This is a genomic window from Robiginitalea rubriflava (assembly GCF_052540725.1).
In genome coordinates this window covers 1,726,510-1,747,740 of record NZ_CP199309.1, presented here as the reverse complement: position 1 = coordinate 1,747,740, position 21,231 = coordinate 1,726,510, and the positions used below count along the sequence as shown (strand labels likewise).

9 protein-coding genes are annotated in these 21,231 nt (G+C 46.8%); 5 read left to right on the top strand and 4 right to left on the bottom strand.

The window, feature by feature from the left end; translation table 11 throughout:
- Positions 1–52: 52 nt before the first annotated feature.
- From ACT6NU_RS07955 to ACT6NU_RS07940, 4 genes are all read right to left on the bottom strand, one after another.
- The gene (locus ACT6NU_RS07955) at positions 53–1,876 is read right to left on the bottom strand and encodes a glycoside hydrolase family 13 protein (protein ID WP_445381143.1); all 1,824 of its coding nucleotides are present in this window, start codon (positions 1,874–1,876) and stop codon (positions 53–55) included.
- Positions 1,877–1,958: 82 nt separating this feature from the next.
- Complete coding sequence (locus tag ACT6NU_RS07950) at positions 1,959–4,265, bottom strand: glycoside hydrolase family 65 protein (protein ID WP_445381142.1); 2,307 nt, start codon at positions 4,263–4,265, stop codon at positions 1,959–1,961.
- A gap of 4 nt (positions 4,266–4,269) precedes the next feature.
- Positions 4,270–4,941, bottom strand: coding sequence for a beta-phosphoglucomutase (pgmB, locus tag ACT6NU_RS07945; protein WP_445381141.1), 672 nt, complete (start codon positions 4,939–4,941; stop codon positions 4,270–4,272).
- A 109-nt stretch (positions 4,942–5,050) separates the two neighbouring features.
- Positions 5,051–6,085 carry a LacI family DNA-binding transcriptional regulator gene (locus tag ACT6NU_RS07940; RefSeq protein WP_445381140.1) on the bottom strand — a complete coding sequence of 345 codons (1,035 nt, stop codon included), beginning with the start codon at positions 6,083–6,085 and terminating at the stop codon, positions 5,051–5,053.
- A 355-nt stretch (positions 6,086–6,440) separates the two neighbouring features.
- On the opposite strand from ACT6NU_RS07940, the gene ACT6NU_RS07935 reads away from it, so the two are divergent.
- From ACT6NU_RS07935 to ACT6NU_RS07915, 5 genes are all read left to right on the top strand, one after another.
- Positions 6,441–9,566, top strand: a complete 3,126-nt coding sequence (locus tag ACT6NU_RS07935; protein ID WP_445381139.1) for a SusC/RagA family TonB-linked outer membrane protein — start codon at positions 6,441–6,443, stop codon at positions 9,564–9,566.
- A gap of 19 nt (positions 9,567–9,585) precedes the next feature.
- Complete coding sequence (locus ACT6NU_RS07930) at positions 9,586–11,193, top strand: RagB/SusD family nutrient uptake outer membrane protein (protein ID WP_445381138.1); 1,608 nt, start codon at positions 9,586–9,588, stop codon at positions 11,191–11,193.
- A 170-nt stretch (positions 11,194–11,363) separates the two neighbouring features.
- Positions 11,364–14,645, top strand: coding sequence for a VCBS repeat-containing protein (locus tag ACT6NU_RS07925; protein ID WP_445381137.1), 3,282 nt, complete (start codon positions 11,364–11,366; stop codon positions 14,643–14,645).
- A gap of 8 nt (positions 14,646–14,653) precedes the next feature.
- Positions 14,654–17,995: a VCBS repeat-containing protein gene (locus tag ACT6NU_RS07920; protein ID WP_445381136.1), complete on the top strand. Its 3,342-nt coding sequence runs from the start codon at positions 14,654–14,656 to the stop codon at positions 17,993–17,995.
- The gene (locus ACT6NU_RS07915; protein WP_445381135.1) at positions 17,992–21,231 is read left to right on the top strand and encodes a VCBS repeat-containing protein; all 3,240 of its coding nucleotides are present in this window, start codon (positions 17,992–17,994) and stop codon (positions 21,229–21,231) included. Before ACT6NU_RS07920 ends, ACT6NU_RS07915 begins: the two co-directional genes overlap by 4 nt.

Here is a 21,231-nt window from a genome sequence, read left to right as displayed (position 1 = left end):
AGCAGACTAACAACTGCCAGGCCCGATATTGCAAACGCTCTTAACTGATTCTTCATTTAACCATCCATATATATGCTCCCGGCTTCTGAAGCACTATTTCGGCATCCCAGCTAATGACCTCCCCGGTAATGAGGTTTTCCAAATCTTTTCCTGCCAGCTCCAGTTCTGAAAACCGGCTGGTCTCCATCTTTACTGATCCCTTATTTTTATTGAGCAACAGTAGTACGGTTTCATCATCATACCGTCTAAGAAGCAGGTATAAGCCATTCTCCGGCGCAAAATGAAGGGTAGATCCCCTGGTAATTGCCTTGCTCGTTTTTCTGAATTGCAATATCCTCCTCAAATATTGTTGCATCTTCAGCTCTTGTCCGGAAAGGCCTTTTCCAGTAAATGCATTTTTGTTGTCGCCTTTCCACCCACCCGGAAAATCAGTCCGGATAAGTCCATGGTCTCCGGGTTTTGCCGAATTTTCCATGAGTATTTCCGTTCCGTAATAAAATTGAGGAATCCTGGGTGCCAAAGCGATAAAAGCCAATGCCATTTCCATTTTTAAGGGGCTTTCTCCTAATTGGGTAAAGAGCCTGTCCATATCATGGTTATCCCCAAAGAGCATGATATCTATAGGCCTTGGGTAATAAAAATCATTGGCCAGGGCCTCATAGAGCAGGTTTAACCCGCTGTCCCATTCTTCCTCTGAGTTCAGGGCTTCAACCAGGGTACGCTGTAGCGGAAAATCCATGGTGGTCCTCAAATGGGACGCATAGCCGTCCGTGGTCCGGGAACCGTGTTGCCAGTAGCCCACCAGTAATGGATTATAACTCCATTCTTCCCCTACAATATTGAAATTCGGGTATTCTTCCATAATAGACCGGGCCCAGTCAGCCATAAAATGCTTATTCGGATAGGGATAGGTATCCTGTCGAATCCCTCCGAGTTGCAGAGTTTCTATCCACCAAATACTATTCTGAATCAGGTAGGTAGCCAGAAAGGGATTGGATTGGTTCAGATCTGGCATGGAGGGCACAAACCAGCCCTGGTTCATGCGTTGCTTGTCTGCATGGGATGCATAGGGGTCCTGATTTACCGTCCTCCTGTGGTTGGTAACTGTAAAGGGGGCATCATTCAGGAAATTTTCCTGGTAGTGAATCCAGTCCGGAAAAGGTAAATCTTCCATCCACCAATGGTACAGGCCGCAATGGTTCACCACCTGATCCATTATCAGTTTGATCCCCTTTCCAGCCGCCTCCTGCGCCAGTTTTTGATAGGTTTCCAGGTTTCCGAAGCGCGGGTCTACTTCATAAAAATCGGTAATCGCATATCCGTGATAGGAAGCCCTGGGCATGTCATTGGTCAGTAGTGGGCTGGGCCAGATTGCCGTAAAGCCCATCTCCTCAATATAATCGAGATGCTGGCGGATACCCTCTATATCGCCTCCATGGCGCCCGTAATCATCTTTCCTGTCCAGTTTTTCCTCGCGCATCCCTTTTACAATATCGTTGCCCGGGTTTCCGTTGGCAAAGCGGTCCGGGGTAATCAGGTAGATGGCATCCGAGGCGTCAAACCCTTTAAATGATTCCGCAGGCTTTTCACGGTTCTTTAATCGATAAGAAATTGAAATGGGGGATTTTTCAGGCCGCCTTAATTGGATCTCGAAGGTCCCTGCAGAGGCAGTCGGCCCAATTTCCAGGTCTATAAACAGGTAATTGTCACTGGCCCCGGGGTGCCAGGCCACAATGCTGACCCCCTCATAGTTTAATCCGGGGGTGTAATGTGCCAACCCCTCCCCGTGCAGCATAAGTTGCAGGCGGGTATTTCGCATACCTGCCCACCAGTTGGGCGGTTCTACGCGCAATTGTGCCTGCATTGAATTACTCATGAATAATATTGCGGAAAGCAGTAAGCAAAACATCCCCTTAAAAGGAAATCTGAATGGGATGAGCATCCTGTTAAACCTACCATTAAACATGAACTGTTTTTTGAGGAGTCAGTACCACCCTCTCCCCGTTGACCCGGATAGACATGTCTTCCTTGCCATCCAGCACAAAACTGCTGCCCTCGGATGAAATCTTCACGGTAAGGATCCGGTTGCGGAAATTTATTTTAAATGAATATGATTTCCATTGTTTCGGAATCCTCGGGTTAAAGGAAAGCTTGTCATTCAGAATACGCATGCCCCCGAAACCTTCAACTATACTCATCCACGTACCCGCCATGGAAGTAATATGCAGGCCTTCCTCTACTTCCTTGTTATAATCGTCCAGGTCCAGGCGGGAGGTCCTCAGATAAAACTTGTAAGCCTGTTCCATCCTGCCCAGTTTGGCAGCCTGTATACTGTGAACGCAGGGAGACAGGGAAGATTCATGAACCGTAAAGGGCTCATAGAAATCAAAGTGCTTTTCCAGTTGCTCCAGACTAAAGTGATCTTCAAAAAAATAAAATCCCTGAAGGGTGTCTGCCTGTTTGATGTATGGAGATCGAAGAATGCGGTCCCAACTCCATTTTTGATTGATAGGCCGCTCGGTTCGAGCGAGATTTTCAACCGTAATCAGTTCTTTGTCCAGGAATCCATCCTGTTGCAGGTAAATGCCGTGCTCCTCTGAGAAGGGCAGGTACATATTGCCTGCCACCTCAGCCCATTTGTCGGTTTCTATCTCTGTAAGCTTGGTAATCCCGATAATGCGTTCGTAATCTTCCGGATATCCTTCCTTGACCTTTTCCAGCTGCTCAAGGGTGTACTGAATGCACCAGCGGGCAGCGTAATTAGTATAAAAGTTATTGTTTACATTGTTTTCGTATTCGTTAGGACCGGTAACCCCCAGAATAACGTATTGCTTTTTAGGCTCGGAATAGCTCGCGCGCTGATGCCAGAACCGGGCAATGCCAATTAACACCTCAAGCCCCATTTCAGGGATGTAACTGTAATCTCCCGTAAATCGGTAAAAATTATAAATGGCAAAGGCAATGGCCGCATTGCGGTGAATTTCCTCGAAAGTAATTTCCCATTCATTATGGCATTCCTCTCCATTCATGGTTACCATGGGGTAAAGTGCCGCCCCATTACTGAATCCGAGTTTCCGGGCATTTTCTATAGCTTTCTGCAGGTGATTATACCGATATTTCAGCAGGTTACGGGCAACATGCTGGTCTTTAGTAGCCATATAAAATGGGATACAATACGCTTCGGTATCCCAGTAGGTACTTCCTCCGTATTTCTCGCCTGTAAATCCTTTCGGACCAATGTTCAGGCGGGAATCCCGGCCCGTATAGGTCTGGTTTAAATGCAAAATATTAAACCGTATCCCCTGTTGTGCCTTTACGTCTCCTTCAATAGTAATATCGCTCATTTCCCAGATACGCGCCCATGCATCCTGCTGTTCGGTCAGCAGACCGTCAAAACCTTTATCCGTAGCTGAGTCGAGGATTTTGGTTGCTGCACTAATCAATTCCTTGACCGGGTGGTTGGTGTCTACAGTATAGCCTCCATACTTATATATAGTAAAGGTGCTCCCTGCGGAAACAGCGGTTTTATAACGGTGGCCCAGATAGGTGTCCTTTTGAATCCTTTCCGCTTCCAGCTCCAGGCTATTGCCATCCAGTTCAAAACGCGTATCCATAAAAGTGCAGGTATGGAATTTTGTTTTAAGGGTGTGGGCTTCAATAAAGCCTTTGCTGCCATCAGACTGCACATTGGTGGTTTGCCAGAACTGGTCGTCCCAGTTCGTATCTTCGTTGGTGATCCCGCTGTCCAGATAGGGTTCTGCAACTACATCAGCATTTTGGCCCAGTATTCGGAGACGGTATCTGATGGCTCCCAATTCATCCCGCGTCATAGACAGGAAGCGGGTTACCTCTACAGCTACTTCCGTCCCGTTTTGAAGAACGGCCTCGAAGGAGCGCTGATACCATCCCTCCTTCATGTTGAATTCCCTTCGGAAATTATTGACGACCTTACAGGAGTGCAGGTCCAGCACCTCGCCGTTGAGTTCGATCCCGATACCAATCCAGTTGGGGGCATTTATAACCTTGGCAAAATATTCCGGGTAACCGTTTTTCCACCAGCCAACCCTGGTTTTATCCGGATAATAAACCCCGCCAATATAACTACCCTGGAAGGTATGACCGCTGTATGCTTCTTCAAAATTGGCCCGCTGCCCCATAGCACCGTTCCCCAGACTAAATAAGCTTTCCGAGGATTTCACCCTGCCGGGATCAAAGCCCTCTTCAATTATTGACCAATCATTGGGGAGTATATAATCCTGATTCATGATATTATGATTTTCTGGGTTTATGTTCCATTTGTGTAAGTTGTTCTATAAAGTCCAGGTCTATTTCCGTAAAATCCCTGAAAACTCGGTCTGCCTCACTGAGCACCTGGGCTTCCCCTATACCAATACTGAGCATGGAGGCCGCATTGGCCGCTTCTATCCCCGCAAGGGCGTCCTCAAATACCACACATTTTTCCGGTACAACATTCAATAAATCTGCAGCGATGAGAAAAACCTCCGGGTCGGGTTTCGCCCTGGTTACAGCTGTACCATCAACTATGGCATCAAAATAAGATAATAATCCAACTTTTTCCAGGATCGGGCGCGCATTTTTACTCGCAGATCCAAGGGCCATGGGAATATTTTTTGATTTCAGGTAATTGAGGACCTTGGGTACGTCAGGAAGAATCTCGGAGGCATTCATTTTTGAAATATACTGAAGGTAATCCTCATTTTTTTCTGCAAGCCAACGGTCAAATTGTTCTGGTGAGACCTCTTTGTTGCCCATTTCAAGCAGAATTTCAAGACAGCGCTTGCGGCTTACTCCTTTGAAGTTCTCATTGTCTTCCTCCGTGAAAGGAATCCCCAATTCATCCGCAAGGTGTTTCCATGCGAAATAATGATATTTGGCTGTGTCTACTATCACGCCATCCAGATCAAAAATAAATCCTCTCATTTCAGCTATATAATGTATGAAATCTTTCTGATTCGATTATCAGATCCCGGAATCAAATATAGAAAGGAAATTGGTTTTGTCTGCCTTTTGGCCGGTTCGGAAGCAGGTGTTAGTCATTGAGCAAAGTAGACTCTCTCTCAATGAGCGAGGCCTGAATAATTTTTGTCTGATAAATCCCTCTATCGTTCTCCTCATTTTGTTGTTCAACTTTTTCAATGAGCATTTCGGCAGCAAGGGCTCCCATTTGTTCTCCGTGCTGAGCAACTGAGGTAAGTGTTGGCATGGAGTTCTTGGAAAGTATTCCATCCGTAAAACCAACGAAGGCGATATCCTGTGGAATCCTGAATCCGTACTTCTGAGCCAGTCGCATTCCCCTGATGGCAAAAATTTCATTTACGCTTAATACAGCGTCAAATGACTGTTCTTTAAAAAACGTATCGCTTAAATTTTCGTTTTCGAACTGGAAAGGCAATTTCAGGATGAGTTCTTCCCGAATCGGGATATTGTGCTTGCGCAAGGCCTTGCGATATCCCATCGCGCGCTTCTCGCTGACGTTCAGATAACTCTCAGTGGTAAAGAGGGCAATGTTTTTTTTCCCGGATTGAATGAGGCGCTCGACTGCCTCACAAGCTGCTTCTTCATCGTTAATGATGACCTTGTCGCATTCAATTTCATCGGTGACCCTGTCAAACAACACCAATGGGATTCCCTGTTCAGTAATTTCCCGCAGGTGATTAAAATCATTCTTTAACTGTGTCTCTGCCGACAGTGCTACAATAAAACCGTCTATACTGCCATTAGCGAGCATTTCCATATTGATGACCTCTTTGTCAAAGGATTCATCCGAAACGCATACAATTACATTATAGCCTTTCTGATTCGCATACTTTTCTATCCCCCTGAAAACCGTAGTAAAAAAATGATGGACAATCTCGGGAATAACAACTCCTATATTCTTGGTGCGCTTATTTTTGAGGCTTATGGCAATATTATTTGGTTTGTAGTTGTAGAGCCTTGCGAAAGCCTGAATCTTTTCTTTGGTATCCCGGCTTATTTCCTGGCTGTTTTTTAAAGCCTTGGATACAGTAGATATGGAAACATCCAATTCTCGAGCGATGTGCTTTAGTGTGATTTTTTTGCGCACCTTAGCTATAGGGATTAGTTATACAGGTGAAGGTACATATTATTACAATATTTAACATTTGTTGAACAAAAACTTCGCAAATCCCAGTAATTACAATTGCTTCTCAAAAAAAAACTAAATTGTCAGGGGAATAAAAAAATACTATATTTGATGGTGTTTTGCCATTTCAAACACCTCCACATTATTGAAAAGGCAAATGAACCGACCAAAAATTAGTATATTCATATAAACCATAAGTTATTAACACGAAACCGTTTTCGTACACGTTAACCCCTCTAAAAATAGGATATTAACATTTTTTTTACATACTTTGACCTCTTGAATTAAATTAACTAAACTTAAAATTTAACTATTTATGAAGATTACGCTACTCAAGAGCTTTTTGCTTGTTGGGGCATTTTTATGCTTCGGACTTGCTCAAGCGCAAGAAGTATCAGGTACTGTTTCTGATGCAACGGGGCCCCTGCCAGGGGCAAGCGTTGTGGTTAAGGGAACTACCACTGGTACGCAAACTGACTTCGATGGGAATTATACCCTTGATGGAGTAGATGCCAATGCAGTACTTGTTTTCAGTTACATTGGTTACGCTACACAGGAAGTCCCTGTAAATGGTCGTTCAACCATAAATGTCACCCTTGAGGAAGATGCCCAGGCATTGGACGAAGTGGTGATAATCGGTTACGGTCAGACCACAGTTAAAGATGCAACTGGTTCTGTGACCGCAGTTACCTCTGAAGACTTCAATGGGGGTGTGATCTCCTCCCCGGAACAATTAATCCAGGGTAAAACTGCCGGGGTTAACATCCAGCAAACCAGTGGTGAGCCGGGTGCCGGCATCCAGGTAAATATCCGGGGTGCTAACTCTGTACGGGCCAACAACAACCCGCTTTTTGTGGTTGATGGAGTGCCACTTTTCGGACAGAATACGGATGCATCCGGAGATACCGGGCAAGGAGGAAGTGATGTAGGTAACCCCTTGAACTTCCTGAACCCAAGTGATATCGAAAGCATCAGTATTCTGAAAGATGCTTCTGCAACCGCAATCTATGGTTCCCGAGGAGCCAATGGGGTTGTTATCATTACAACTAAAAGCGGTAAAGGTGCTGAAGGAGGCATTATTGAGTTTTCTTCCAACCTGAGTATTTCGACTCCACGCGGTAATTACAACCTTCTTGGAAGAGAAGGGTTCCTCGATGCCGTTGAGGATTATGGAGGTAACCGTGCCAATGTTGATTTTGGAGCCGATACAGACTGGCAAAGTGTAGTATTGAGAACAGCCGCATCCACCAACAATAACATTGCTTATTCGCACCGTTATAATAATGGAAACGTTCGGGCAACTTTTGGATACCAGAAACAATTTGGTGTTGTGGAGAAATCCGAATTCGAAAGGATTACCGGTCGTTTAAACCTGTCCCACAAGTTTTTCCAGGATCGCCTTTTATTAGGGCTTCAGGCTTCTGTTTCCCGAGTGAACAGAGACCAGCCACCCCTTTCCGGTGGTGCTGGATTCCGCGGGGATATTCTGGGAGCAGCCTATTCGGCTAATCCTACCTGGCCAAGTAGCCCTAACTTCGATGATGGTGGAGGGCAGATCCAGCCAGCAAACTATCTGCGTGAAACCCAAAACAAAACAAATACAGACCGTTTCCTGATAAACGGGTCTGCCGAATATAAATTCACCGCCGAATTATCCGGTAAAGTGAATTTGGGTTATGACAAGTCTGAAAGCCAAAACCTTTCAGTATTATCTTCCCAACTGCAGAACTTCCAGGGGATAGAAGGTACTGGTTTTGGTACTTATAATACTCTGTATAGGGAAAACAAGACGCTTGAAGCTACTTTAAGTTATGTTAAAGACTTTGGGAATTCCAAAGTGGACGCCCTTGTGGGTTACGCTTATCAGGATTTCCGCACCTCAGGGCGCGGTGCCGCAGGACGCGGATTTGGTACAAGTGACCTGAATTTAATGGCTGAAACCCTTAAAAATACGGTTAATGCAGCTGCAAGATCCATTGATGGTTCTTATCAGCAATTCTACTACGGAAACAATACTTCCGGTTTGGTTGTAAACAGGCTGTTTCCAGAGGTGATTGCCGGGGAGGTTATCCCCTTCCAGTTCCTTAGAGAGGTTCAGGCTGTTACTGCCGACACAGGCGATAATACTGACGAGCTGCAATCTTTCTTCGGAAGGGTTAACTACAGCATTGCCAGCAAGTATTTATTTACAGCCACCATGCGTGCGGACGGATCTTCGCGATTCGGTCCTGAAAACCAGTATGGATATTTCCCATCCGGTGCTTTTGCCTGGCAAATTGGAGAAGAAGACTTTATAGGGGAAAACATTTCTACCCTTAAGCTTCGACTGAGTGCGGGTATTACCGGTAACCAGGATGGACTGGGATATGGTAACTTCGTTGCCCGTCAGCGTTTTGCCGGCCTGGGTATTAACAACGATGCCACTGTAAACCAAAATGGTTTGTCTATTGTTGCTACTGATGTTCCTGACCTGAAATGGGAGTCTACCCTCAACTTTAACGTTGGTCTGGATTTTGGTTTCAACCTGGATCGTTTTAGTGGTAGTATTGATGTTTACCGATCCGAAACACAGGACCTTCTGTTACAGACGCCTCCTGCTGCTCCATCGGTTAACCCGTTCCAGTTTGGTAACGTAGATGCAATTGTACTGAACCAGGGTATTGAATTGGCCCTCTCGTACGACTTCCTGCAATCTGAAGATGCATCTTTCTCAGCATCCTTTAACATTGCATACAACAAAAACGAGATTCAGGATTTCGCCGGATCCATCAATACAGGTGAGATTGCCGGTCCCGGACTTTCAGGAGCTTTTGCCCAGCGCTTTGAAGCTGGTCAGTCCCTGTTCTCCTGGTACATGGCTACTTTCGAAGGTTTTGATAGCGACGGAAACCCTATATATACTGATATAGACGGAAACGGTGTTGGAGATCCGGATGCAGATAAGTCCTTCGTTGGCGAAGATGCATTGCCTGACGTAACTTCAGGTCTTTCTCTGAATTTCGGTTATAAGAACTGGGATCTGAGTGCTTTCTTTAACGCTCAATTCGGATTCTCGGTTTATAACAACACAGCGAACTCCTTCTTCAATGCCGGACAGCTGACCACCGCCCGTAACGTGACGGTTGCTGCTGCCAATGCTGGTGAAAACGGAGGCGCTTCAACAGCTGTTTCTACTCGTTTCCTGGAAAAAGGAGATTTTGTTCGATTCCAAAACGCAACCCTTGGGTACAATGTGCCTCTAAGTGGAGACGGGACGTTCAAAAGTTTACGATTCTCCCTTACCGGACAGAACCTGTTCCTGATTACGGATTACAGTGGAATTGACCCTGAGGTAACCGTAGCAACCGGATCGCTGGGATCAGGAATTCCAACCAGGGGAATCGACTGGGCAGCCTTCCCTAACCCACGAACTGTTACATTTGGAATTAATGCAACATTTTAATTAAAAAAAATTGTAGATCATGAAAAGATGTAATCTTAAATTACTAACACTTACTTTACTCACGGTCTTCGGGCTCAGTTCATGTACTGACCTGGAGATTGAGGAAACCGACTCATTTATCAGTGAGGGTTTCCAGGGGTTGGAGGATCCGGCCTCAGCCCTTAACCAATTATACGGACAGGTTTATGGCGCATGGGCCGACCAGGCTGCGCGTTACGCCCTCTACGAAGTGACCACTGATGCCCTTTTAGTACCTACAAGAGGTGCTGACTGGGGGGATAACGGTCGCTGGAGAAAGTTACACCAGCACGAGTGGGGCCTGGAAGAAGCGGATATCATTACTCCCTTCAACCAGTACAACGCCAACCAGTTACTGGCTTCTCAGATCCTGGATTCCAGGTCTGGTGCTACTGCTGATGTTGCCGCTCAGGCTCATTTCCTGAGAGCTTATAACATGTTCACCATTCTGGACCTGTTCGGACAGGTTCCGTTCCGCGATGTTACCTTGTCATCTTCCGAAGTACCCGCAGTACTTTCAGGTGCAGAGGCAGTTAACTTTATCCTTGCGGATCTGGATGCTGCCATCACAGGCCTTCCATCCGTAGCAGCCGCCACGGGTGATTTGAAACGCGCCAGTAAAGCTGCTGCTCGCTTATTAAAAGCGAAAGTTCTGTTAAACCGTCATATATATGACAACCAGTTGGCTCTGGCTGCCGGTGAATTGAGTATCCCTACGCCAGCTGCATCGGATATGGCAGAAGTAATTTCACTTGTAGATGCTATTACTGCCGAGGGTTACGCTCTTGAGGATGACTATTTTGACATGTTCAGAGACACCCCGGACACTGAAACTATCTGGTGGGCAGAAGCCTGTGTATGTAACCGTATTTACAACGGCCTGCACTACAACTCTACCGGATTAGGTGGAGGGGGATGGAATGGTTTCAGTACTCTGGCCGAATACTATGACCTTTTCGAAGGAAACCCTAACGACAATGCTTTCACCGATGTATTATTCTCTGCACCGGCCAGCAATCAGGAAGAGCGTCGCGGAGGTGTCCCTAACATAGGAAATGGTAATGCCGGATCCAATGTAGGAGTTGGTTTCCTGATCGGACAGCAGTACGCTCTGGACGGTACCCCGCTTCAGGATCGTCAGGGAGGGCCACTGGCCTTTACCCGTCAGTTTGTTGATGGTTCCGGTAACGTAAGCCTTATCAACAACAGTGAGACCACTGGAATCCGTGTACAGAAATATCAACCACAGTACAATGATGGGTTCGGAGCGCACAACCTGATGTTCCGTTACGCTGACGCCTATCTGATGAAAGCAGAAGCCATGTTTAGAAGTGGTGGTGACCCAACAACTATGATTAATACTCTGCGCACTCAAAGAGGTGCCAGCCCTCTTGGGTCTGTTACAGAGTCTGATATCCTGGACGAAAGAGGTCGTGAATTATTCGCTGAAGGCTGGAGAAGAAACGACATGGTTCGTTTTGGCGCCTACCTGAGAAACTGGGAACTGAAAGGAGATGGTCAGGCTGGAAACACCACCCGACTGTTATTCCCTATCCCATTACCACAATTACTGGCAAACCCAAATTTGGTACAAAATCCTGGATACTAATCCATTTGGATCATAATAAGAAAAGGCTGTCCTGAGGACAGCCTTTTTTATTTTACTAAGCCTTCCACTCATTTACCTTAAACTTTAACTTAATGAAAAATTAACACAGCTGGTTTCATTGGCCTTTCTTGGGGTTTCTGCTTAATTTCGTAAGCTGTCTTCAGAAACTTATGAGAATTCTATTAATTGGAATAGCCTTTTGTTTATTGCTGGGTGGTTGCGCCAAAAGTGACCCTCCTGTGTTTCGGGAAATGGCCCCCACTGAGACAGGTATTACCTTTAAAAATCAGCTTACGGAAACGCCCGATCTCAATATTCTTACCTATCTCTATTACTATAACGGAGCAGGTGTAGCCGCTGCAGATTTTAATAACGACGGGCTTATTGACCTCTACTTTACAGCAAATCAGGGAGCAGATGCCTTCTACCTAAATAAAGGAAGTTTCCGTTTTGAAGAGGTCAGCAGCAAAGCGAATATTATAAATTCTAAGGGATGGACCACCGGGGTAACCCATGCCGATGTTAACGGGGATGGCCTACAGGACATCTATATTTGTAAAGCTTCCGGTTACCGCAGCCTAGAGGGACGAAACCTTTTATTCGTAAACCAGGGGAACAACGAAAAAGGTATTCCTGTATTTAAGGAAATGGCTGAAGGTTACGGCCTGGATTTCAGTGGCCTCTCTACACAAGCCGCTTTCTTTGACTACGACCTGGACGGAGACCTGGATATGTTTTTGCTAAACCACTCGGTACATCCCAATCGGAATTACGGTAAAGGCTCTCAGCGAAGCGAATTTGACGCTCTGGCAGGGGATCGCTTATTCAGAAACGACGGGGATACTTTTACAGACGTAAGCCGGGAAGCGGGTATATACCAGGGCAAGGCCGGTTACGGTTTGGGCATAGGCATCAGTGACCTGAATAATGACGGTTACCCTGATATCTATATCAGCAATGATTTCTTTGAAAATGACTATCTCTATTTCAATCGCAGAGACGGAACCTTCCAGGAGGTTATATCCAAAGAGACAGGCAGTATAGGCCATACCTCCCACTTTAGTATGGGCAACGATATATCGGATATAAACAATGACGGACTTCCTGATATTCTCTCACTGGATATGCTACCTGAAGATTTGATTACCTATAAAACCTCCGGCCTGGAATACCCCTTCCCCATCTACAGGCAGTACCTGAACAATGGCTTTGCACCCCAATACATGCAAAACACCCTGCAACTAAATATGGGCGGGGAACAGTTCTCGGAAATTGCGGAGCTTACCGGGCTTGCTGCCACGGAGTGGTCCTGGGGTGCCCTGATCGAAGATTTTGACAATGACGGGCTGAAAGATGTATTTATCAGCAACGGAATCAAAGGGGCTACCAATGACATGGACTATATGAATTTTATTGCCAATGAGGCCATACAGCGTCGTATAGACCGCGGGATGAACACAGACGACCTGCCCCTGACTCAGGAGATCCCCCCAAAAAAGGTCTCGAATTACTTCTACAGGAATAATGGGGGCTTAACTTTCACGGACAACACTGAAGCCTGGATAGGAAGCACTCCCAGTTATAGCAATGGATGTTCCTATGCCGATCTGGACCAGGACGGAGACCTGGATTTAATCGTAAACCAGGTGGATGCTATTGCCGCGGTATATGAAAATACTTCACAGAATGCTTCCGGCATTTCGGTACGCCTGAAGGGATCCGGAAATAACTCTAAGGGCATAGGCGCCAAAATCCTGGCCTACTCAGGGGACACTCTTCAATTCCGTGAAAATTTCAGCAGCAGGGGGTACCTCTCTGCCGTCCCAACCCAAATCCATATTGGCCTTGGCACGGCCAAACAGCTCGATTCCCTGCTCGTTGTCTGGCCGGGTGGGGCTTATGAAAAAATCCAAAGCGTACCTTCAGGAAACAAACTCATACTTTATGAAGACAATGCCGGGGGCAATTATTACACCCGCAATCCTAAAGGGACTCCCTGGCAGGTAAATGATTCCCTACTTCCGTTCCGACACAGGGAAAACATCAGCATCGATTTCGACAGGGAGCCATTAATAGCTTTTGCCAATTCCAACGAAGGGCCGGATATTTCCGTGGCCGATTTTAATAAGGACGGTCTCGATGATTTATTTATCAGCGGGGCTAAAAATCAAGCCTCTTCCCTATTTCTGCAACAATCCGACGGATCCTTCGCCCCCCTGGCAACAGAGCTGTTAGAAGAAGATGCCCTAAGTGAAGACACCTCCCAGGCAGTATTTGATGCCAACGGAGATTCATGGCCCGATATACTTGTTGTTAGCGGAGGAAACGAATTTCAGCAGGGCAAGGCGCTGCAGCCCCGCTTATATTTAAACCTGCAGGGGAAAACCTTTCAAAGATCGGAATCCTTCCCGGACATTGAAGCGAACGCTTCCAGGGTCGGGGCCCATGACATTGACAGGGACGGGGATTTGGATGTATTTATCAGTTCGGATGGGATTGCAGGGAATTTCGGAAAAAATACGAGGCATTTCCTCCTTGAAAATGACGGCCTTGGCAACTTTACCGACGTTACGGAAAAATACCTGCCGGGCCTGCAGGATTACGGGAATATTCAGGATTTCATCTGGCAGGACCTTAATGGAGATGAGCTAGTTGACCTCATTGTAATTGGCCATTGGAACGCCCCGGCTGTTTATTTAAACAAGGCAGGGCAATGGGAACTGCAGGAAGATAGCGGCCTTGAGGCCCATAAAGGCTTATGGAATACCGTTAAAGTTGCAGATATAGACCAGGACGGGGACCTGGACATCCTGGGTGGGAATTGGGGGCTGAACAGCAAACTTGAAGCCTCCCCCAAAGAACCGCTTACACTCTATCGATACGATTTTGATCAGAATGGCTCTATTGAACCTTTGGTAACCTACTATCACAAGGGAATTGAAACCCCCTTCGCCTCCAAAGACGAACTGGTCAAACAAATGCCGTTCTTAAATAAGAAATATCGCACTTATAATACCTTTGCCAGGGCAAAGTTACAGGATCTGTTTGGGCGGGAAGCGCTTTCGAAAGCAGATCAAAAAAAGGTTACGGACTTGGCCAGTTGCCTGTTTATTAATGACGGGAACGGGAAGTACCACAGGCAACGATTACCCCTTCTGGCCCAGGCCTCGGTTATTTACGATTTCGCACTAGATGATTTTGACCAGGATGGAAAGGTAGATCTGCTCCCGGTTGGAAATCACCATCAACTTAATACCCAACTCGGTAGATTGGACGGGTTGAATGGTTTAATTTTGATCAACCAGGGCAATGCCCGGTTTAAAGGGAACAGCCGCAATACGATTCCCCTTTCAGGGGCCGCCAGAAATATAACATCCCTTGTCATCAAAGGGGAAAAAACCTATGTGATCGGAAGGAATGATGACAGTCCGGTCTTTTTTAGAATGCAATGAAAACGAATATGAAGTTCAATAGAATAATCGCACTTGGAATGGTGCTGCTCCTGGGCAGTTGCGCCGAAGAGCAGACCGAAGGAGCAATCCCGGAGCAGGAAGAAACCCTGTTCACCCTCCTGAACACAGACAGCACTGGGGTAAGCTTTGTTAACTCTGTTGAAAACCAAAAGGATTTCAACATTTTCAAATACCGGAATTTTTACAACGGGGGCGGGGTGGCCCTGGGCGACATCAATAACGATGGGCTGGTAGATATCTTTTTTACTGGGAATATGGTGGCCAACAGATTGTTTCTGAATAAAGGCGATTTCCGTTTTGAGGATATATCAGAATCGGCAGGGGTAACCGGAAACAAACCCTGGTCTACCGGGGTGGTCATGGCGGATATCAATGCAGACGGTTTGCTGGATATATATGTAAGCAATGCCGGGAATATGGAGGGCAACAATCACGACAATGACCTCTATATCAATAACGGGGATCTGACTTTTACAGAACGGGCTGCCGAGTACAACCTGGCCGAAACCGGTTTTACTACCCACGCCACATTTTTTGATTATGACAAAGACGGAGATCTGGATGCCTATATCCTCAACAACAGCAACATCCCCGTTAGCAGCCTGGGATACGCCGAACAAAGAGAAGTGCGTGCCCAGGACTGGGAAGGTGTGCCCCATATATTCAGGGGTGTTGGAGACATGTTACTCCGGAATGACGGAGGGAAATTTGTAGACGTAAGCGAGAAAGCCGGGATTTACGGGAGCCTGATCGGCTTTGGACTGGGAGTAATGGTTACCGATTTTAACCAGGACCTCTACCCAGACCTGTATATTTCCAATGATTTTTATGAAAGGGATTATTTGTACATCAACAACCAGGACGGCACTTTTTCAGAACAGATTAAAGACTGGACGGGGCACCTCAGCCTGTCTGCCATGGGGATAGATGTTGGCGATATCAATAATGACGGTTACCAGGATATCTTTATTACGGATATGTTGCCAGAACCCGAACAGCGCGTTAAATCGGTTATGGAGTTTGAGGGCTATAATGTTTACAACCTCAAGAGGGGGAAAGACTTTTTCCAGCAATACATACAGAATACCCTGCAGCTCAATAATGGAAATGGCACCTTTTCTGAGGTAGCCTATTTCAGTGGCGTAGATGCAACAGACTGGAGCTGGGCAGGCCTGATGTTTGACATGGACAACGACGGCCTAAAAGACATCTTTATCACAAACGGAATCAACCACGATCTGACAGATTTGGATTTTGTCGACTTTTTTGCCAACGAAATCATTCAGAAAATGGCCCTTACCGGACGCAAGGAGTCTATTGACTCCATCATACAGAAAATGCCCATTGAACCCCAGCCGAACTACGCCTATCGCAACAAGGGGGACATCACTTTTGACAAGGCCAATGAATACTGGGGGTTTGATTTACCAACCCGCTCCAATGGAGCCGCTTACGGCGACCTGGATAATGACGGCGACCTGGACCTGGTAATCAACAATGTCAATATGGAGGCCTTTATATACCGCAACAATACGGACAAACAGAAAAACAATAACTACATCCGTCTCCAGTTTAAAGGACCAGAAAAAAATCCGTTTGCAATCGGGACTACTGCCAGGGTTTATTTTAATGATCAGGTTATTGTACAGGAATTAATCCCATCCAGGGGTTTTCAATCTTCGGTAGACTACACCATGGCACTGGGCCTGGGAAAAGCCAGCCAGATCGATTCATTGCGCATTATCTGGCCGGATGACCAAACGCAGCTACTCACAGGGGTACAGCCCAACCAGGAATTGTTGTTAAAACATTCGGACGCGACTGAAACCTACAGGCTACTTCCCCCGCCAAGAACGGAGACCTTTTTTACGGAAGTCCCCCTCAATAATGTGCAGGCTCATAAAGAAGACCTCTATAATGATTTTGACCACGAGGGGCTGATCTCCCACAAACTTTCGCAGGAAGGACCTGCCCTGGCCATAGGAGATGTGAACGGAGACGGTAATGATGATTTCTACCTGGGCGGCGCAAGCAACCAGGCCGGAAAACTCTATCTCCATATGGGAAAAGGACAATTAAGGCCTGTAAGAAACCTTTCATTTGAGCAGGATGCCTCCTATGAGGATACCGCCGCAGCCTTTTTTGATGCTGACGGGGACAACGATTTAGACCTGTTGGTAGCAAGTGGGGGGAATCAGGTTTCCCAAAAACAAACCTACCGGCCTCGCCTCTATCTCAATGACGGCAAGGGGAATTTCCAAAAATCCCCAGAGGAACTACCCACAGCCTTGAAGAATATGTCAACGGTCAGTCCATTGGACTTTGACCAGGATGGAGATATGGACGTATTTATCGGATCGCGCTCAGTAGTGGGTGTTTACGGGGTTGACCCGGATCACCTTTTTCTGGAGAATGTTGGAAATGGTCAGTTCCGCAATGCGACAGACCGCATGGCTAACGACCTGAAACAAGCCGGCATGGTTACCGGTTCCCTGTGGGCAGATATGGATGGAGACCAGAAACCCGACCTGGTTACCGTGTCAGACTGGGGAAGCCCCAAAATTTTCAGGAATAACGGCAGGCGGCTGACCCGCATCAATACATCCCTGGACAGCCTGCACGGCTGGTGGAATTCTGTTCAGACTGCAGACCTCGATAATGACGGGGATCTGGACCTGGTACTTGGGAATCAGGGCTCTAATATCCATTACAAACCGGAACCGGGAAAACCCATGCGCCTGTGGATTAATGATTTTGACAACAATGGGACCCTGGAACAGATCATGACCCTGTCCGAGGAGGGAGGGGACTACCCTATTCATCAGAAAAAAGAACTCACCGGCCAACTCGTTTCCCTGAAAAAAGAAAACCTGAAGGCTTCTGTCTATGCTACCCGGACCATTCAGGAATTGTTTCCACCGGAGCTGGTGAGCAACTCCATCATAAAACGCGTAACCCTATCTGAATCTGTGGTGGCCATAAACGAAGGGGGCGGTTCTTTTACAATAAAAAAACTCCCAAGCCGCGTGCAATTGTCCTGTATCTGTGACATTGCCTGCATGGATGTGAATGCCGACGGAAATACCGACCTGGTGATGGCCGGGAACAACTATGAATTCAAGCCGCAGTTTTCAAGGCTGGATGCAGGTTACGGAAACGTACTGCTGGGAGACGGCAAAGCCGGTTTTCAATGGCAGGACTTCAACAAAAGTGGTTTTATGATAGACGGAGAAGTAAAGTATTTGCGAAAACTATCCGATAAAGACGGCAACATTTATATTCTTGCCGCACTAAATGAAAATGTTCCCAAGCTCTTTAGCCTGCAATGAAAAAAACATTATACATACTTTTATCAGTGAGTGTCTTCTGGGCCTGTAAGGAAAACGCAAGCCAGTTCCAGGAGGTGAACCCGGATGCCACCGGCGTCGCTTTTTCAAATGACCTGAAGGAAACGGATGCCCTCAACATACTGGACTACCTCTATTTCTATAACGGAGGCGGGGTAGCCGTTGGTGATATCAACCAGGACGGACTTCCTGACCTGTATTTTTCCGGGAACCAGGTTAAAAATAAGCTATACCTCAACAAAGGCAATTTGCAGTTTGAAGACATTACCGAAGCGGCCGGGGTAGCCGGAAACAGCAGCTGGAACACCGGGGCAGTTATGGGCGATGTAAATGGGGATGGGCTGCTAGACATTTATGTGTGCGCAGTAGTAGGTATCAACGGTTTTTCGGGACACAATGAATTGTTTATCAATAACGGGGATAATACTTTCTCGGAGCGTGCTGCCCAGTACGGTCTGGATTTCGACACCTTCAGTTCCAATGCGGCTTTCCTGGATTACGACCAGGACGGGGATTTGGATTTATATCTGCTCAATCATGCGGTACATACGCAGGATTCCTATGGCAGGGCAGCCCTGAGGTACGATCGTAACTACGATACCGGTGACAAATTGCTGCGGAATGACGGAGACCGTTTTACTGATGTTAGCGAGGAAGCCGGTATTTACGGGGGGATTAACGGATACGGCCTGGGTCTGGCGGTATCAGACTTCAACTTGGATGGGTATCCTGACCTGTATATCGGAAATGATTTTCATGAGGATGATTATTTCTACCTGAACAACGGGGACGGAACCTTTACCGAAAGCCTGCGGACTTATTTTGGCCACAGCAGCCGCTTTTCTATGGGTAGTGACGTGGCCGACATCAACAATGACGGACGGCCGGACCTGATTTCATTGGATATGCTGCCGGAAGAAGAAGTCCCCCTGAAATCTTCGGAAGGGGATGACAATGTACAGACCCAACGGATCCGCATCCAGAACTTTGGTTACTACTACCAGTTTACCCGTAATATGCTCTACATCAACCAGCCCGACGGGAAGTTTATGGAAACGGCCCTCATGAGTGGCGTGGCCGCAACCGACTGGAGCTGGAGTGCCCTTTTCGGAGACTGGAACCAGGATGGCAGGCAGGATTTATTCATATCCAATGGCATCCCCAAACGGCCAAATGACCTCGATTTTGTAAAGTTTATCTCAAATGAGCAGATCCGGGCCAAAATAAACAACACCAAGTTAATGGATCAGCAGGCCCTTGAAATGATGCCCAGCGGGAATGTGCACAACTATGTATTTGAAGGGGGCTCGGATTTGAAATTTACCGATCGCAGCGGGGAGTGGATTAAAAAAGATACTATTTTGTCAGGGGCTACCGCCTGGGCCGACCTCGACAGGGATGGCGACCTGGATCTGGTGGTCAACAACCTGAACCGCAAGGCCAGTATCCTGGAGAATAAAAACCCGCAAAACCATCAATCCCTGAAACTAAGTCTGCACTACTCAGATAAAAACCCCTACGGGATTGGAAGCAAAGTTTACGCCTGGGCCGACGGGGAAATGCAATTTCGTGAACTGTACACGGTCAGGGGCTTCCAGGCCTCCTCAGAACCGATGGTTCATTTTGGTTTTGGAAATTTGAAAACCGTTGATTCCCTCAGAATCATTTGGCCCGGAGGAGAATCACAGATACTAAAAAACATTGAAACCGGCCAAAGTCTGGCAGTCCGGGCCGAAGGACCTGCGCTGGCTAAAAGACCTCTGGCTGCCTCAGAGCCAACGCTTCTTTTTAACAAGCTCAATGATTCCGCCATTCTTCCATTTGAACATATGGAAGACAACTACACAGACTTTAACCGTGAAAAATTACTGCCCTACAGCCTGGCAGACCGCGGGCCCGCTTTCGCCAGTGGCGACCTGAACAATGACGGCCAGCCCGATTTGTTTTTCGGCGGTTCCAAATCCAACCCGGCACAAATATTTCTGCAACGGAACGGGAAATATACCTGGGCATCCCTTCCGGCTATCCAAAACGACAGTATTGATGAAAACATAGCAGCAGTTATTGAAGACCTGAATGGAGACGGTAAAATGGATATACTCATCGGCAACGGGGGAGGAGATTTTTATGGGGAAACACCCCCATTACAGAATCGATATTACGTACAGACCGATACCGGCTTTATTAAAAAGGCGTTTCCCAAATATTTTGCAAACACATCCGTTATCCGGCCTTTTGATTTTGACGGGGACGGGGATTTCGATCTCTTTGTAGGGAACCAGACCATCACCGGGAAGTTTGGCAAGCGGCCGGACAGTTTCCTTTTCGAAAACGAAGCTGGAGTATTTAAAGTATCCGCCAAATTTGACGGCCTCAACCTGGGAATGGTAACCGATGCGCTATGGACCGATTTTGACGGAGACGGAGACAGCGACCTGATTGTGGTTGGGGAATGGATGTCTCCCCGCTTCTTCGAAAATGACGGGAATGGGTTTAAGCCGTATGTTTCCCCGCAGTTAAATGGATTATGGCAGCGTGTTGCCCCCTTTGATATGGATGGGGACGGAGATATGGACTACGCTCTTGGCAACTGGGGGCTGAATTCCAAATTCACCGCCACTGAAAGTTATCCGCTGCAAATGTATTTCTCGGATTTCGATGGCAACGGAAGTACTGAAACACTGATAGCTACAGCAAAAAACGGAAAGTACTTTCCCCTGGCGGGCCTGGATGAGCTGGCTTCTCAGATGGTGATGCTCAGAAAGAAATACCCCAAGTACAGTGCCTTTGCCGGGCAGGATCTGACCGAGATTTTCGGGGAGGAAACCCTTGAAGCAGCTGAAAAATTTGAAATATCAGAACTGCGTTCCGGATTCCTTAGAAATGAAGCCGGCCGTTTTAGCTTCGTGCCCTTTGCCAACCCGCTTCAGGCAGCTCCCATAATGGAGTTTATTAATGCAGATTTTGACGGGGACGGAAAGCAGGAAATACTGGCTGCAGGAAATTATTTCGGCTTAAAGCCCTATCAGGGGCGCCTGGATTCCTTCCCGGGAGCCTTGATAAAAAATGAAAATACCATTATTTTAGCAAACCAACTGGGGCTGGACCTGATTCACAAATCTGTCAGGCATATGGCCATTTTCCAATTAAAAAACAAACCTTGTCTGCTGGTCGTTTTCAATAACGCTCCTGCAGAAGTTTACGAATTGATGAATTGA